Raw genomic sequence first — 14,936 nt, forward strand, 5'->3', positions numbered from 1 at the left:
GCCGGTCGCGACCCGCGCCTCCTGGGCCGGCCGCTACTGCAGCGCCGCCGTGAGCCGCGCGACGTTGTCGAGCACCTGCGACCGACGCGGCCGCTCCACCCACGCGTCGAGCGTCAACTCGAAGCTGTGCTCCTTGTAGGCGTCCTGGACCTCGCGCAGCGCATCGACGAAACGGCTGCCGCGGACCATCACGGAGACCTCGAGGTTGAGGCTGAACGACCGCATGTCCATGTTGCTCGACCCGATCACCGCCACGTCGTCGTCGATCGTGAAGTGCTTCGCGTGCAGGATCGTCGGCGCCCGGTACAGCCAGATCTTCACGCCGGCCCGGAGCAGCCCCTCGTAGTAGGAGCGCTGCGCGTGCCACGTCATCGCGTGGTCGCCCATCTCGCCGACGAACAGCTCGACCTCGACCCCGCGCTGCGCCGTCGTGGTGATGGCGTAGAGCATGGAGTCGTCGGGGACGAAGTACGGCGAGGTGATCGACACCTTCTGCTGGGCCGAGTAGAGCAGGGCGTTGAAGAGGCGCAGGTTGTTCTCGCCGTCGAACCCGGGGCCGGACGGGACGACCTGGCAGTCGAGTGCGTCACCGCGGTCGGCCCGCTGGACGGGGTCGCTCTCGCGGAGCAGCAGCTCGTCGGTCTCGCTGTACCAGTCGGTCACGAACAGGGCGTTGAGCCCGGCGACGACGGGACCCTCGAACCGCGCGAAGAGGTCCTTGTACTGCATGCCCTTGTCGATGTGGGACTTCAGGTCGTAGGACTTGTCGATGAGGTTCTGCGACCCGGTGAACGCGATCGACCCGTCGATGACCACGATCTTCCGGTGGTTGCGGAGGTCCGGGCGCTGGAACTTCCCCTGCAACGGCAGCAGCGGGAGCATGAGGTGCCACTCGATGCCCGCGCGGTCCATGAACGCGAGGGTGTCCTTGTAGCCCGGGTAGCCGCGGCTCGCCCAGTGGTCGAGCAGGACCCGGACGGTGACGCCGCGGGCCTGGGCGCGGGCGAGCGCCTCGAAGAACGGGCGCGTGGTGTCGTCGAGGGTCGCGATGTAGAACTCGACGTGCACGAACCGCCGCGAGCCGTCGATCGCGCGGGTCATCTCGGCGATCGACTCGTCGTAGTCGGGGTAGAGCTCCGCGGAGTTGCCGCCCACCAGGGGCATGGCGCCGAGTTCGCGGTTCAGGCGGGTGATGCTGTCCAGCCACGCCGGCCACGGGTGGTCGCGCCGGACGCGCTCGATCCCCTCGGTCTGCTCGAGGATGTACGCGTTGATCTCGGTCTGCTTCTCACGCCGGGCGTGCGGGAGCTTCGTCGACCCGATGACGAGGAAGACGATGAACCCGATGTAGGGGATGAGGAAGATCGCCAGCAGCCAGGCCGTCGCGGTCTGCGGCTTCCGGTTGATCGGGACGTAGATGATCGAGAAGACGCGGATCGCCAGGTCCAGCAGGACCAGGAAGACCGTGATGGCGACGGTGAGCCAGTGCTCCACAGCGGCGGGCGGCGCGTCAGCGGAAGTTGATGAACTGCAGCGGCACGTCGAACTCTTCACCCTTGAGGAGCTGGATCGTGTTCTGCAGGTCGTCGCGGCTCTTCGAGGAGACGCGCAGTTCGTCGCCCTGGATCTGGTTCTTCACGGTCTTCGGGGCGTTGGCCCGGAGGAACGCGCCGATCTTCTTCGCCACGTCCTGCTCGATGCCGTTCTTGAACTTCACCTCGATGCGGTACTCCTTGCCCGACGGGTACGGGTCGCCCGCGTCGAGGCTCTTGAGGCTGATGTTCCGCTTGATCGCCTTGCTCTGCAGGACGTCGAGGACGGCCTTCGCGCGCTCTTCGGAGTTCGCCTTGATGAGGACGTCCTCACCGCTGAACGCGATCGATGCGTCGGCGCCCTTGAAGTCGTACCGCTGCTCGATCTCCTTGGCGGCCTGGTTGAGGGCGTTCTCCGCCTCCATCTTGTCGACCTTGCTGACCACGTCGAAGGAACTGTCTGCCATGCGGGACAGCCTAACGGCGGACGGGAGGCGCGGTTCGGCACCCGTGGATCGGCCCGCGGTGGTCACGAGCACCGTCTCGGATCGGCTATGCTTTCATGCGCGCCTTCGGTTGGTGACTACACGGGCCGGGTGCGCACATGGCAAGTTACCCAAGCGGCCAAAGGGATCTGACTGTAAATCAGCCGGCGTAGCCTTCGGGGGTTCGAATCCCTCACTTGCCACCATCGGAACGGCCCCGTCCTCATCGGACGGGGCCGTTCCGTTTCCGCGAGGATGGACGCATGCCCTCCGACCTCACCCCCGTCCAGTTCGCCGACCTCGCCGAGTCCATCGCCCGTGAGGCAGCAGCGCTCGCCGCGCGCCGACGGGTCGAGGGGGTCGAGGTCGCCGACCGGAAGTCGAGCATCGTCGACGTGGTCACGGCTGCCGACCGTGAGGTCGAGGCACTCGTCCGGGCACGGATCGCCGAGGCCCGGCCGGACGACGCGTTCTTCGGTGAGGAGTCCGGCACCGGCGCGGGGACCTCGGGCATCACGTGGGTGGTCGACCCGATCGACGGCACGGTCAACTACCTCTACGGCAGCGCCGAGTACGGCGTGAGCATCGGCGTGGTGCGCGGCCCGGCCGACCCGACCTCGTGGGAGCCGATCGCCGGCGTGGTCGTCCAGCCCGCGACCGGCGTCGTGTTCCGCGCGGCCGCCGGCGAGGGTGCCACGCGCGACGGGGTCCCGCTGCACGTCGGGACGCCGGCCTCGCTCGCCGAGACGCTCGTCGCCACCGGCTTCGGGTACACCGCCGAGCGCCGACGGCAGCAGGTCGCGGTGCTCGCCGGACTCATCGGCGAGGTCCGCGACATCCGCCGTGGGGGAGCGGCCTCGCTGGACTGCTGCGCGGTGGGCGTCGGCACCGTGGACGCCTACTACGAGCGCGGGATCAACCCGTGGGACATGGCAGCCGGGTCGATCGTCGCCCGTGAGGCCGGCGCCGAGACCCGGATCTGGGAGGCCGGCGGCACGCGGTCGTTCCTCTTCGCCGCACCCGCGGTCGCGGACGAGCTCGCGGACCTGCTGCGGCGCCTTGAGGAGTCCGCGCTCGCCGGGTGAGGACATCCCGAGGACTGGCGTCTCCCGGATGCTCCTGCTAGCGTGCTCGGGTCCCGTTATCTGCTCGTTACCAACGAGCGCGTCTCGCCCCGATCAGGATCCACGCCGAACACATGCCCCACGCTCCCCTCACGCCCGTGCACACCGACGGCTCCGCGGACGCTCCCGCACCGGTCGTCCACCTGACCCGACGGGCCCGCATCGAGGCGGAACGCGCGGCGGCGACGGCGTCCTCCGGGGGAGCACCGGAGCGCGTCGAGCACCCGACGGCCGTGGCGGGGACGAGCCGCGCCTCCCGGGCCGCCCTCGGTGACGCGACCTTCGACGACCTGGTGAGCCCGGGGGCACCCGCGACCCCGGCCGCACCCGTGTCGCCCATCGACCTCGCGCCGGCCTCGCCCGCGATGCCCGCGGCGACCGCATCGCCCGTGACGCCGCCGGCGCCCTCGTCGCCGGTCGTGGCTGCTGCCCCGGCGGTCGCGGCACCCATACCGTCCGCGCCGGCCGCGCGCCGTGTCCTCGGACAGGTGCCGGCGTCCCGTCGGACCGGGCGTGCCACCACCGCCCCGGTGCAGGCCGACCGGGCCACGCGCCACATCGCTCGCACTGCTCCCGCTGCAGCGACTCCGGTCGCCGGGGTCGCGCCGCGTGCCGCGCGGGGGTCGCAGGGTGCGTCGTTCCGTCGGGCGGCCTCGCGGGTGACGGCCGTCGGCGCGCTGCTGTTCGTCGCGGGGCTCGTCGTGTCGACCTCGCTGCCCGCACAGGCGCTGTACACCCCCGAGCCCGGCTCGACGTCGGCGCGGGCGACGGCCTCGGGTGACACGCAGTCCCTCAGTGTCGGTGCCGGTGCGACCGACGCCGAGACGAACCGCGACCAGTACTCGGTGTCCTCGGCGACGCAGTACAAGAACGTCGACTCCTCGAGCTTCACGAACGACCCGAACGGCACGATCCAGTGGCCGTTCCTGACCGGTGTGCCGATCACCTCCGGGTTCGGCGGACGCCAGGTCGAGGGGTGCTCCTTCTGCTCGACGAACCACATGGGCGTCGACTTCGCTCCGGGTGAGGGCACGCCGATCCGGGTCATCGCCGCCGGCACCGTGCTCAAGGTGCAGGCGAACGACGGCGGCTTCGGCAACGACGTCTGGGTCGAGCACGACGTCGACGGGAAGCAGTTCGTCAGCGTCTACGGCCACATGGAGGACAACTCCTTCAAGGTCGTCAAGGGCCAGCAGGTCGAGGTCGGCGACGAGCTCGGTCTGGTCGGCAGCACCGGTAACTCGACCGGTCCGCACCTGCACCTCGAGGTGCACGTCGACGGTGTCCCCGTGGACCCGCTGGCGTGGCTCGAGGCCAACGCGAACTAGCGGTTCCACGCGGCACGCCCGGGCGTCACGGCCGGTTCCTGACCACCGTCGCGGGTCTGCTATCCTCGTGTGGTGCCGCCGAGCGGCACATGCCCCGATAGCTCAGTGGTAGAGCACTTCCATGGTAAGGAAGGGGTCGTCAGTTCAATCCTGACTCGGGGCTCCGACCCGGTGCGGTAGTCGTGCCGGATCCTTGGCGGGGTAGCTCAGTTGGTTAGAGCACACGACTCATAATCGTGGGGTCGCGGGTTCAAGTCCCGCCCTCGCTACCGCAAGCCCGGCGATCCGTTCGCCGGGCTTTCGTCGTTCGCGGGCGGTGCCGCGCGCGTGCGCGTGCGCGTGCGCGTCTCGCGTGCGGGTCGGCGTTGGCGTCGGTGCGCGTCGCAGCGTGGGCTGCGGCGTCGAACCACGTTCCCGACGTCGAACCGGGCCCGCGACCTGGTTCCGTGTCGTTCCCGTGGTTCGTCCCGGCGCCCGCTCTTGGCGGGGCAGCGCCGCGGCGCTGCCGTGCCCCGCGCGTGGCGTCGGGTGCCTGCGCACAACGCAAGTCGCCCCGAACCGCGGGAGTGCGCGGTTCGCCGTGCCTTGCGTTGTGCGGCACGCGTGCCGGCGCGGGCGACCGCTCGCCGTCGCGGTCCGCGCGCGGCGTCGAACGACGTTCCCGACGTCGAACCGGCCCCACGGCCTGGTTCCGTGTCGTTCCCGTGGTTCGTTCCCGTCCGCGGCGCCGGCGCGGCCGGGCGCCGGCCGCGCCGGGCGCCTGCGCACAACGCAAGTCGCGCCGAACCGTGCGAAGACGCGGTTCGCAGCGATTTGCGTTGTGCGGCGGCCGGCGACGCGCCTGCGCGGCCCACGCCCGCGCGGCGCGGGCGGCGCGGCCCGCGCGGCCCGCGCCACGCCCGCGCGGCGCTACCGCGCGCTGAGCACGCCCGCCTGCCGCAGCGCCCGCTCGATCACCGCGGCCGTGCTGCGCCAGGCATCGTGCCGCCGCTTCGCACCGATCTCCCCGCCCGACACCGCGGTGCCGTGCCCGGAGTGCCGCAGCGTGATCGTGGTCGACGTCCCCGTGACGGTCGTCGAGAGCTCGTACCGCCGGAACTCCCGCGACGGGTGCACGAGCGCCCCGAGCAGGATCGTGAGCACCCGGTTGCCCGTCGTCGCGGTGAGCGTCCCGCCCGTCGACTCGACGTGGTGCCCCGCCTGCTGCAGTGCGGCGCCGGCGGCCTCCATCGCGGTGCAGCGGTCGCCCGTGTGCACGGCGAACTCGGTCGTGTGGTCCATCGTTCCTCCCCATCCCCGGAGATCGGTGTCGGTTCCCCCGAACCGCGTCGGGTCAGCATAGCCGATGCATACTCATGAACACAGGCCCCCCGAGCGGGCGTCGCTAGACTGCCGGACGTGTCTGTGAACCCCGAGCTCGTCGGCAGGACGTTCCCGCCGGCCCAGCCCTACCTGGTCGGTCGCGAGAAGGTGCGCGAGTTCTCCCGCGCCGTGTTCGCGACGAACCCGATCCACCACGAGCCCGAGGCCGCCCGCGCCGCCGGCTACGACGACGTCGTCGCCCCGCCGACCTTCGCGGTCGTCGTGCAAGAGGCCACGCTCGCCCAGCTCCTCGCCGAGCCCGACGCCGGCATCGACTTCTCCCGCGTGGTCCACGGCGAGCAGGCCTTCGCCTACGAGCGACCGATCGTCGCCGGGGACGAACTCACCGCGACCCTGACCGTGACGAGCGTGAAGACCCTCGGCGGCAACGCCATGGTCACCGCCGAGAGCACGATGAACGACGCCGCGGGGGAGCACGTCGTCACGGCGACCTCCACCCTCGTGGTCCGAGGAGACGACGCATGACCACCGCACCCGTGACCGCGCTCGAGGTCGGCACCGTCGTCGCCGAGCGCGAGGTCCACATCACCCGCGACTCGCTCGTCCGCTACGCCGGCGCGTCCGGCGACTTCAACCCGATCCACTACCGCGACGACGTCGCCGCCTCCGTCGGGCTGCCCGGTGTCCTGGCGCACGGCATGCTCACGATGGGACTGGCCGTGCAGCCGGTCTCCGAGTGGCTCGGCGACCGCGGCTGGGTGGTCCGCTACGGCGTCCGGTTCACCCGCCCCGTGGTCGTCGACCCGGAGCAGGGCGCCACCGTCGGCGTCGTCGCCAAGGTCGGCACCGTCGACGACGACGGCCGTCCGCAGCGCATCGACCTCACCGTGACCGCCGCCGGGCAAACCGTGCTCGGCAAGGCGCAGGTCACGGTGGCGTTCCGCTGACCGTGACGGAGTCGGTGCTCGCCGACCTCACGACGCTGCGCGTCGGTGGTCCCGCGGCGCGGCTGCTCACGGCGTCGACCACCGACGAGCTCGTCGCGCACGTCACGGCGGCGTGGGACGACGACGAGTGGCTGGTCCTCGGCGGCGGCAGCAACCTGCTCGTCGCCGACGACGGCTTCGACGGCACCGTCGTGCTCGTGCGCACGACGGGCATCGAGCACGACGCGGACGACGACGGCGTCACCGTCCGCGTCGCGGCCGGTGAGCCGTGGGACGCGTTCGTCGCCACGACGGTCGAGAACGGGTGGACGGGCCTGGAGGCGCTGAGCGGCATCCCGGGCACCGTCGGCGCCGCCCCCGTGCAGAACATCGGCGCCTACGGGGTCGAGCTGTCCGACGTGCTCACCCGGATCGAGTTCCTCGACGCGTCGACGGGGGAGCGCGCGTGGGTCCCAGCGGCCGAGCTGGCGCTCGGCTACCGCACCTCGACCCTCAAGCACGGACGGCGCGGTGCCGTGCTGACGGTCGAGTTTCGGCTCGGTACCGTCAGTGCCGCCGGGGTCCCGGTCCGCTACGCCCAGCTCGCCGGGTCGCTCGGTGTCGAGCTCGGGGCGTTCGTCGAGCCGGCGACGGTGCGGTCCGAGGTCCTGCGGCTCCGGGGGTCCAAGGGCATGGTCCTCGACGCGGACGACCACGACACGTGGAGCGCGGGGTCGTTCTTCACGAACCCGATCGTGTCCGCCGCCTTCGCCGAGACCCTGCCGGCCGAGGCACCGCGCTGGCCGGCGGGCGACGACGTCAAGCTCAGCGCCGCATGGCTCATCGAGCACGCCGGCGTCCACCGCGGGTACGCCGTCCCCGGGTCCCGCGCCGCGATCTCGTCGAAGCACACGCTCGCGCTGACGAACCGCGGGGGAGCGACCGCCGCCCAGGTGGCCGAACTCGCCCGCTACGTCCAGGTGACCGTCCTGAACCGCTTCGGTGTCTCGCTCGTGCCGGAACCCGTCGTGGTGGGCGACCTGCTCGCCTGAGCCGAGCCGCGCCTCCTGGCCCGCGACGCGGAACGGCCCACCTCGACGAGGTGGGCCGTTCTGCATCGACGGGTGACTACGCGAAGAACTTCGCGAGCCGCGCGACGCCCTCGGCGATGTCGTCGTCACCGAGCGCGTACGACAGGCGGAGGTAGCCGGAGGGGCCGAACGCCTCACCGGGGACGACCGCGACCTCGGCGTGCTCGAGGATGAGGTCGGCGAGTTCGAGCGTCGTGGTCGGAGTCGAGCCGGCCCACTCGCGGCCGAGGAGCGCCGTGACGTCGGGGTAGACGTAGAAGGCGCCGTGCGGGGTCGGCGTGACGAAGCCCGGGATCGCGTTCAGACCCGCGACGATCGCCTGACGACGGCGGTCGAAGGCCTCGCGCATGGCCGTGACGGGCTCTTGCGGGCCGGTCAGCGCGGCGATCGCGGCGCGCTGCGACACGTTCGACACGTTGCTCGACAGGTGCGACTGCAGGTTCGACGCCGCCTTGACCGCGTCGGACGGGCCGATGAACCACCCGACACGCCACCCGGTCATCGCGTACGTCTTCGCGACGCCGTTGACGAGGATCGTCGTGTCGGCGAGGGCCGGGACCGCTTCGAGGATGCCGGTGAACCGCACACCGTCGTACACGAGGTCCTGGTAGATCTCGTCGCTGATGACCCAGATGCCGTGCTCGAGCGCCCACTCGCCGATGGCCTTCGTCTGCTCGGCGGTGTACACCGAGCCGGTCGGGTTCGACGGCGAGCAGAACAGCAGCGCCTTGGTCTTCGGGGTGCGGGCTGCCTCGAGCTGGTCGACCGTGACGAGGTAGTCCTGGTCGCTGCCGGCGAAGACCTCGACGGGGACGCCCCCGGCGAGCCGGATGGCCTCGGGGTAGGTGGTCCAGTACGGCGCCGGCAGGAGGACCTCGTCGCCGTCGTCCACGATCGTCTGGAACGCCTGGTAGACGGCCTGCTTGCCGCCGTTCGTGACGATCACCCGGGCGGGGTCGACGGTGATGCCGGACTCGCGGGCGGTCTTCTCGGCGATCGCCTGCTTGAGCTCGGGCAGGCCGGTCGCGGGCGTGTACCGGTGGTTCTTCGGGTCCTGCGCTGCCTGCACGGCGGCGTCGACGACGTGCTGCGGCGTGGCGAAGTCCGGCTCGCCGGCGGCGAACGAGATGACCGGGCGACCGGCGGCCTTGAGCGCCTTGGCCTTCGCATCGACCTTGAGCGTCGCGGACTCGGCGATCGCGGCGATGCGGGACGCGATGCGCGGCCGATCGGTGGTCGCGGCAGCGGGGTGGGCGGTGGACTCGGGGCCTGGGGCTTCGGTGCTCACGGGGCCCAGCCTACCGGCGCGGCACGCCGGAGCATCCGTCAAGTGGACACCGTGTGACGGACTCCCGTACACTCGACCACCGGAACACGGATCGGTGACGAACCGTGTCCGAAGGGCGGTGGCTCAATTGGTAGAGCAGCGGTCTCCAAAACCGCAGGTTGCAGGTTCGAGTCCTGTCCGCCCTGCACATCTGGAAGGGTAGAAGTTGGCGAGCAAAGACATGGAGACGACGGCGGATGACGTCGTCGCCAAGGCGAAGCAGGACCGGGCCGAGCGCCGTGGTCCGTTCGCTGCCATCGTGCTCTTCATCCGTCAGGTCCTCGGCGAGCTCCGCAAGGTGGTCACGCCGACCCGCAAGGAGCTCTTCAGCTACACGGGCGTCGTCCTGGTCTTCGTCGTCGTGATGATGATCCTGGTGTCGGTCCTCGACTTCGTGTTCGGACTCGGCGTCGGGTACGTGTTCGGCAACGGGCCGACGGCCTGAGCCGGACGCCGGCTGTCCTGACCGCTCGCGGACAGGAGTACGGTCGCCCGAGACGGCGCCGGTCGTGAACCGATCCGCCCGCCAACCCGATCCGCATCACCGAACGGAAAGATTCGACAGTGTCTGACAACTCCCGCGACGACATCGACCTCGCCACGGCTGCCGAGCAGTCCTCCGAAGTCGAGGAGAACCAGGAAGGCGACGTCGAGACCGGCGAGGAGCGTTCGGCCGAGTCCGCCGAAGAGCGAGCCATCGAGATCGAGGACGAGAACGACGAGTCCCTCGGCCTGAGCGACGAGCCCGACGACGGCACCGTCGACGCCGGCATCGACGAGGCGCTCACCGCGCTGGCCGAGTCGCGCGACCCCGAGGCCGACGCCGTCGTGGACGACGCGCTCGAGATCGACACCGCCGACGAGGCCGAGGCCGCCGTCGAGGCAGTCGAGGACGAAGAAGAGGTCGAGCTGGAAGCAGAGACCGCGGCCGAGGCCAACGCGACCCTCGCCGCCGACGAGGCCCTCGACGCTGAAGAAGCCGAAGAAGAGGCCGAGGTCGACCCGTACGAGGCCTTCAAGGCCGAGCTGCGGATGAAGCCGGGCAAGTGGTACGTCATCCACTCCTACGCGGGCTTCGAGCGCCGCGTGAAGTCGAACATCGAGAACCGCATGGTCTCGATGTCGATGGAGGACTACATCTACCAGGTCGAGGTCCCGATGGAGGACGTCGTCGAGATCAAGAACGGGCAGCGCAAGCTGGTCACCCGCGTCCGGATCCCCTCGTACGTGCTCGTCCGCATGGACCTCAACGAGGACTCGTGGTCCGTCGTCCGGCACACCCCGGGTGTCACCGGCTTCGTCGGCAACGCCCACAACCCGACGCCGCTCCGCTTCGACGAGGCGTTCGGCATGCTGAAGTCCCTGGTCCAGGTGGCCGAGGCCGCTCCGACCAAGGGCGGCGCGAAGGGCTCCGGCGGCGCACAGTCCCAGCCGGCGGCCGAGGTCGACTTCGAGATCGGCGAGACGATCACCATCAAGGAAGGCTCGTTCGCGGGTCTCCCGGGGTCGATCTCCGAGATCAAGCCGGAGAGCGGCAAGCTCACGGTCCTCGTCTCGCTGTTCGAGCGCGAGACCCCGGTCGAGCTCAGCTTCGACCAGGTCACCAAGCTGTAGTCCAACCCGATCATCGGGTAGACTCAACGAGTTTGGCCCCGCACGCTTCGTGCGTGCGGGGCTTCACCGCGGTCCGGAACGGCCGGGCCAGCGGGAGAGTGCACGGATCCCCGTGCGTTCGATTCCAGGAGGAAGACAAGTCATGGCACCGAAGAAGAAGGTCACGGGCCTGATCAAGCTGCAGATCAACGCGGGCGCCGCCAACCCGGCCCCGCCGATCGGTCCGGCGCTCGGTCAGCACGGCGTCAACATCATGGAGTTCTGCAAGGCGTACAACGCGGCGACCGAGTCGCAGCGTGGCAACGTCGTGCCGGTCGAGATCACCGTCTACGAGGACCGTTCGTTCACGTTCGTCCTCAAGACCCCGCCGGCGGCAGAGCTGATCAAGAAGGCCGCGGGTGTGCAGAAGGGTTCCGCGACCCCGCACACGGTCAAGGTCGCGAAGATCTCGATGGACCAGGTCCGTCAGATCGCCGAGACCAAGCAGGCCGACCTGAACGCCAACGACATCGAGCAGGCCGCGAAGATCATCGCCGGCACCGCTCGCTCGATGGGCATCACGGTCGAGGCGTAAGCCCCACCTGCTCAGGCACACAACCGAACACCCTTCCGTGGGAGAGCCGCGCCGGCTCGTCAACCACGTAGCTCCCAAGGAGAACACCATGGCGAAGAAGTCCAAGGCCTACCAGGCCGCGGCCGCGAAGATCGAGGCCGACAAGTTCTACACCCCCACCGAGGCAGTCGCCCTCGCGAAGGAGACCGGTTCCACCAAGACCGACTCCACCGTCGAGGTCGCCCTGAAGCTCGGCGTCGACCCGCGCAAGGCGGACCAGATGGTCCGTGGCACGGTCATCCTGCCGCACGGCACGGGCAAGACCGCCCGCGTCATCGTCTTCGCGGTCGGCGCAGCGGCTGAGGCCGCCATCGCCGCCGGCGCCGACGAGGTCGGTGGCGACGAGCTCATCGCGAAGGTCGCCGAGGGCTACACCGCCTTCGACTCCGCCGTCGCGACGCCGGAGCTCATGGGCAAGGTCGGTCGTCTCGGTAAGGTGCTCGGCCCGCGTGGCCTCATGCCGAACCCGAAGACCGGCACCGTGACCCCGAACGTGGCGCAGGCCGTCAACGACATCAAGGGCGGCAAGATCGAGTTCCGCGTCGACAAGCACGCCAACGTGCACTTCGTCGTCGGCAAGGCCTCGTTCACGCCGGAGCAGCTCGACGAGAACATCTCGACCGCGCTCGAGGAGATCAACCGCCTCAAGCCGAGCGCCTCGAAGGGCCGCTACATCATGAAGGGCGCCGTCTCGACGACCTTCGGCCCGGGCATCCCGCTCGACGTCAACAGCATCTGAGTCATCTGACCCAGTGAAGGACCCGCACCGCTCCCGGTGCGGGTCCTTTCGCGTACCCGGCGCGGTGTGCCGGTAGCGTGGCCTGGTGCGCACCCTCGTGAACTCGCTCCGGCTGCTCGCGGTCATCGCCGTCGTGGCCGCCATCGTCGGGCAGTGGCTGGTCAGCTCGAAGCTCCCGAGCTACAACCCGTGGAACTTCTTCGGCTACTTCACGATCCAGTCGAACATCATCATCGCGTTGGCATTCGCCGTGACCCTCGTCGCGGCGGCCCGCCGGAAGCGCGGGGACCTGCGCGTGAGTCTGTTCCGCGGCGCGGCGACGGTGTACATCGCGACGACCGGGATCGTCTACAACACCCTGCTCACCGGGGTCGACGTGTCGGCGAACGTGCAGTGGTCGAACGACATCCTGCACAAGGTCCTCCCCGCGTACGCGGTGCTGGACTGGCTGCTGTTCTCCGACCGGTCGAAGCTCCTGCTCCGGCACGTGTGGTGGTTCCTCGTCTACCCGGCCGTCTGGACGGTCGTGGTGCTGGTCCGCGGTGCGACGGACGGATGGGTGCCGTACCCGTTCCTGAACCCTGACCTGGGCTACGGCGTCGTGGCGCTGTACTGCCTCGGGGTGGCGGTGTCGATCGTCCTGCTCGGCGTGCTCGTCATCGGGATGAGTCGCCTGCGGATCGTGAAGGTCTAGCTCCGGAAGTCGCGCAGCCGGTCGAGCACGAGGTCGGCGAGCTGGATCAGCCCGCGGATCTGGTCGTCGTCGCGGTCGACCCACCGGCACTCGGGCTCGTCGGCGACCGGCACGAAGCCGTCGTGGCGTTCCCAGACGAACAGGGTGCGGTCGGCACCGAGCACGTACTGCTGCCACCAGATCTGGCGGAGGTAGTGGCGGGGGATGCTCCGCCAGCCCTTGCCGGTGGTCTTGATCTCGGCGAGGACGACCCGCGACGAACCGTCGACGCCGACGCCGTCCGGGGTCGCGAGGTGGGCGCGGTTGGTGGCGGCGTGGAACAGGTGTGCGGACGGCTGGATGCCGTGCGTCGCGGCGACCCAGGCGGCGATGACCGGTTCGCGTTCCTTGCCGTGCTCCGTGTACGAGTTGCCGGAGAACCGCGAGCCGTACCGCTTGTCGGTGACGACCGCGTCGACGGCGCGCAGGGAGGCGAGCCGGGCGACGTCGGTGGCGGTGATGCCCATGGCGCGGGCGCGGAGCCACGCGACGCGGTCGGACGAGTGCGCGACGATGCGCTCGGTGTGCCCGCGGAGCGCGGTGAACGCGTCGTGGACGACGGGGCCCGATGCCGTGGAGCCGGCCACGGGTGCGACCGACGCCGGCGTGCCGGGGGCGGGTTGCGCCTCCAGGCCGGGGTCCAGGTCGCCCCACAGGGTGGGCTGCACGATCGTCACCCGTCGATTCTCTCCCCACGCACCGACGAGACGAAACCGACGCACCGGCGGACCCACGGACGCGACGCACCGGCAGACGCACGGACGCGACGCACCGGCAGACGCACCGGCGGACGCACGGACGCGACGCACCGGTCAGGAGACCAGCTGGCGCCCCTCGGCGAACGTCACCAGCTCGTCGACCCCCGCGGGGGAGAGCGCGTACCCGATGGCGAGCGCCGCCGCTCCCTGGAGCGCCGCGAGCGACCCGGCCCGCGACTGCGCGATCACCAGGTGTTCCGTGGCGAGGGGCATGGAGCGGGAGTAGACGACCTCTCGGACCCCGGCGAGGAGGTGCTCCCCGGCCTGCGTGATCGATCCGCCGAGCGCGATGACCGACGGGTTCATGAGCGAGACACACGTGGCGAGGACCTCGCCGATGTCACGTCCGGCCTGGCGCACCGCCTGGATGGCGTCGAGGTCCGAGCGGTTGACGAGTTCGAGGACGTCCGCGCTGGAGTGCACGTCGTGCCCCTTCGCGCGGAGTCGTCGGGCGATGGCCGGACCGGAGGCGACGGCCTCGAGGCACCCGGTGTTCCCGCAGTGGCACGGCACGTCACCGGCGCTCGAGACCCGGACGTGACCGATGTCACCCGCGGTGCCCTGCGCGCCGCGCTGGAGCTCGCCGTCCGAGACGATCCCGGAGCCGATGCCGGTGGCGACCTTGACGAAGAGCAGGTGGTCGACGCCCGGCCAGCCGTGCTCGCGCTCCCCGAGTGCCGCGATGTTCACGTCGTTGTCGAGCAGGACGTGGGCGGCGATGTGCGCGCGCAGCCATCCGGGCACGTCGAAGCCGTCCCAGCCCGGCATGATCGGCGGGTTCGCGGGGCGTCCGGTGGAGAACTCGACCGGCCCCGGGACGCCGATGCCGATCGCGATGACGTCGTCCCGGGCGCGGCCGACCTCGTCGAGGAGCGCGTCGATCGTCTCGACGAGCCACGTCAGGGTGGGGACCGGGCCGGCCGCGATGTCGATGCGTGCCTCGCGGGTGGCGAGCGGCTCGGCGATGAGGTCGGTGACGGCGACGCGGCCGTGGGAGGCCCCGAGGTCGGCGGCGATGACCAGGCGTGCGCGGGGCATGAGCGCCACCTGCGCAGGCGGGCGTCCGCCCGTGGACGCCGCGGTGTCCACGGGTCCGACGAGCCCGACCTCGATGAGGGCATCGAGGCGCACGCCGATCGTGGAGCGCGCGAGTCCCGTCAGGCTGGCGAGCTCGGCCCGGGTCCGCGGCACGCCGTCGCGGAGGATCTGGAAGAGCTCGCTCGTCCCGACCGGAGGCGACGCTGCCGTCCGGTTCAAGTCGACCATGTGGGGGAGTGAAGCACACATCGAACGCGCCACGCAACGAAGTTCGTCGAAGAACCACGAACTTCTGCTTGACCGCC

At 70.6% G+C, this 14,936-nt stretch carries 16 protein-coding genes and 4 tRNA genes; 14 read left to right on the forward strand and 6 right to left on the reverse strand.

Features of this window, described 5'->3' with window-relative positions; genetic code table 11:
* Window positions 1-33: 33 nt before the first annotated feature.
* Window positions 34-1,494, reverse strand: a complete 1,461-nt coding sequence (cls, locus tag BIV03_RS18340) for a cardiolipin synthase (RefSeq protein WP_070418368.1) — start codon at window positions 1,492-1,494, stop codon at window positions 34-36.
* A 16-nt stretch (window positions 1,495-1,510) separates the two neighbouring features.
* The gene (locus BIV03_RS18345) at window positions 1,511-1,999 is read right to left on the reverse strand and encodes a YajQ family cyclic di-GMP-binding protein (protein WP_069712130.1); all 489 of its coding nucleotides are present in this window, start codon (window positions 1,997-1,999) and stop codon (window positions 1,511-1,513) included.
* A gap of 139 nt (window positions 2,000-2,138) precedes the next feature.
* On the opposite strand from BIV03_RS18345, the gene BIV03_RS18350 reads away from it, so the two are divergent.
* From BIV03_RS18350 to BIV03_RS18370, 5 genes are all read left to right on the forward strand, one after another.
* A tRNA-Tyr gene (locus BIV03_RS18350) sits at window positions 2,139-2,223 on the forward strand.
* Between the two features lie 57 nt (window positions 2,224-2,280).
* Window positions 2,281-3,102: an inositol monophosphatase family protein gene (locus BIV03_RS18355; RefSeq protein WP_071296711.1), complete on the forward strand. Its 822-nt coding sequence runs from the start codon at window positions 2,281-2,283 to the stop codon at window positions 3,100-3,102.
* Between the two features lie 113 nt (window positions 3,103-3,215).
* A complete protein-coding gene (locus BIV03_RS18360) occupies window positions 3,216-4,469 on the forward strand; it encodes a M23 family metallopeptidase (protein WP_071296712.1) in 1,254 nt (417 codons plus the stop codon).
* Window positions 4,470-4,560: 91 nt separating this feature from the next.
* Window positions 4,561-4,632, forward strand: a tRNA-Thr gene (locus tag BIV03_RS18365).
* A 32-nt stretch (window positions 4,633-4,664) separates the two neighbouring features.
* Window positions 4,665-4,738 (forward strand) — tRNA-Met (locus BIV03_RS18370).
* Between the two features lie 640 nt (window positions 4,739-5,378).
* Here the strand turns inward: BIV03_RS18370 and BIV03_RS18375 are convergent.
* The gene (locus tag BIV03_RS18375) at window positions 5,379-5,750 is read right to left on the reverse strand and encodes a hypothetical protein (RefSeq protein ID WP_071296713.1); all 372 of its coding nucleotides are present in this window, start codon (window positions 5,748-5,750) and stop codon (window positions 5,379-5,381) included.
* 117 nt (window positions 5,751-5,867) lie between these two features.
* Between BIV03_RS18375 and BIV03_RS18380 the strand changes: the two genes are divergently transcribed.
* The 3 genes from BIV03_RS18380 to BIV03_RS18390 are packed head-to-tail and all read left to right on the forward strand — an operon-like array spanning window position 5,868 to window position 7,770.
* Window positions 5,868-6,317: a MaoC family dehydratase N-terminal domain-containing protein gene (locus BIV03_RS18380; RefSeq protein ID WP_083295268.1), complete on the forward strand. Its 450-nt coding sequence runs from the start codon at window positions 5,868-5,870 to the stop codon at window positions 6,315-6,317.
* Window positions 6,314-6,739, forward strand: coding sequence for a MaoC/PaaZ C-terminal domain-containing protein (locus BIV03_RS18385; RefSeq protein ID WP_071296734.1), 426 nt, complete (start codon window positions 6,314-6,316; stop codon window positions 6,737-6,739). The genes BIV03_RS18380 and BIV03_RS18385 overlap by 4 nt, the downstream gene beginning before the upstream one ends.
* 2 nt (window positions 6,740-6,741) lie before the next feature.
* Entirely contained in the window at window positions 6,742-7,770 is a 1,029-nt protein-coding gene (locus tag BIV03_RS18390) for a UDP-N-acetylmuramate dehydrogenase (RefSeq protein WP_083403534.1), read from the forward strand.
* Between the two features lie 76 nt (window positions 7,771-7,846).
* Here BIV03_RS18390 and BIV03_RS18395 read toward each other — a convergent pair whose 3' ends face one another.
* Window positions 7,847-9,028 carry a pyridoxal phosphate-dependent aminotransferase gene (locus tag BIV03_RS18395; RefSeq protein WP_071296736.1) on the reverse strand — a complete coding sequence of 394 codons (1,182 nt, stop codon included), beginning with the start codon at window positions 9,026-9,028 and terminating at the stop codon, window positions 7,847-7,849.
* Between the two features lie 181 nt (window positions 9,029-9,209).
* Here BIV03_RS18395 and BIV03_RS18400 point away from each other — a divergent pair.
* From BIV03_RS18400 to BIV03_RS19345, 6 genes are all read left to right on the forward strand, one after another.
* Window positions 9,210-9,282: transfer RNA gene (locus BIV03_RS18400), tRNA-Trp, on the forward strand.
* Between the two features lie 20 nt (window positions 9,283-9,302).
* On the forward strand, window positions 9,303-9,581 hold the full coding sequence (gene secE, locus BIV03_RS18405) for a preprotein translocase subunit SecE (RefSeq protein WP_022906457.1): 279 nt from the start codon (window positions 9,303-9,305) through the stop codon (window positions 9,579-9,581).
* A gap of 119 nt (window positions 9,582-9,700) precedes the next feature.
* Window positions 9,701-10,750 carry a transcription termination/antitermination protein NusG gene (nusG, locus tag BIV03_RS18410; protein ID WP_071296714.1) on the forward strand — a complete coding sequence of 350 codons (1,050 nt, stop codon included), beginning with the start codon at window positions 9,701-9,703 and terminating at the stop codon, window positions 10,748-10,750.
* A gap of 142 nt (window positions 10,751-10,892) precedes the next feature.
* Complete coding sequence (gene rplK, locus BIV03_RS18415; RefSeq protein WP_022906459.1) at window positions 10,893-11,324, forward strand: 50S ribosomal protein L11; 432 nt, start codon at window positions 10,893-10,895, stop codon at window positions 11,322-11,324.
* A gap of 88 nt (window positions 11,325-11,412) precedes the next feature.
* On the forward strand, window positions 11,413-12,102 hold the full coding sequence (rplA, locus tag BIV03_RS18420; RefSeq protein WP_070418374.1) for a 50S ribosomal protein L1: 690 nt from the start codon (window positions 11,413-11,415) through the stop codon (window positions 12,100-12,102).
* Window positions 12,103-12,187: 85 nt separating this feature from the next.
* The gene (locus BIV03_RS19345; protein ID WP_139199277.1) at window positions 12,188-12,796 is read left to right on the forward strand and encodes a Pr6Pr family membrane protein; all 609 of its coding nucleotides are present in this window, start codon (window positions 12,188-12,190) and stop codon (window positions 12,794-12,796) included.
* On the opposite strand, the gene BIV03_RS18430 is transcribed toward BIV03_RS19345, so the two are convergent.
* Window positions 12,793-13,512: a YqaJ viral recombinase family protein gene (locus BIV03_RS18430; RefSeq protein ID WP_071296716.1), complete on the reverse strand. Its 720-nt coding sequence runs from the start codon at window positions 13,510-13,512 to the stop codon at window positions 12,793-12,795. The two genes, BIV03_RS19345 and BIV03_RS18430, sit on opposite strands and share 4 nt — an antisense overlap.
* Window positions 13,513-13,647: 135 nt before the next feature.
* Window positions 13,648-14,859 carry an ROK family transcriptional regulator gene (locus BIV03_RS18435; RefSeq protein ID WP_071296717.1) on the reverse strand — a complete coding sequence of 404 codons (1,212 nt, stop codon included), beginning with the start codon at window positions 14,857-14,859 and terminating at the stop codon, window positions 13,648-13,650.
* Window positions 14,860-14,936 lie beyond the last annotated feature (77 nt).

The sequence above is a fragment of the Curtobacterium sp. MCBA15_016 genome (assembly GCF_001865105.1).
In the GTDB taxonomy this organism is placed as follows: Bacteria; Actinomycetota; Actinomycetes; order Actinomycetales; family Microbacteriaceae; genus Curtobacterium.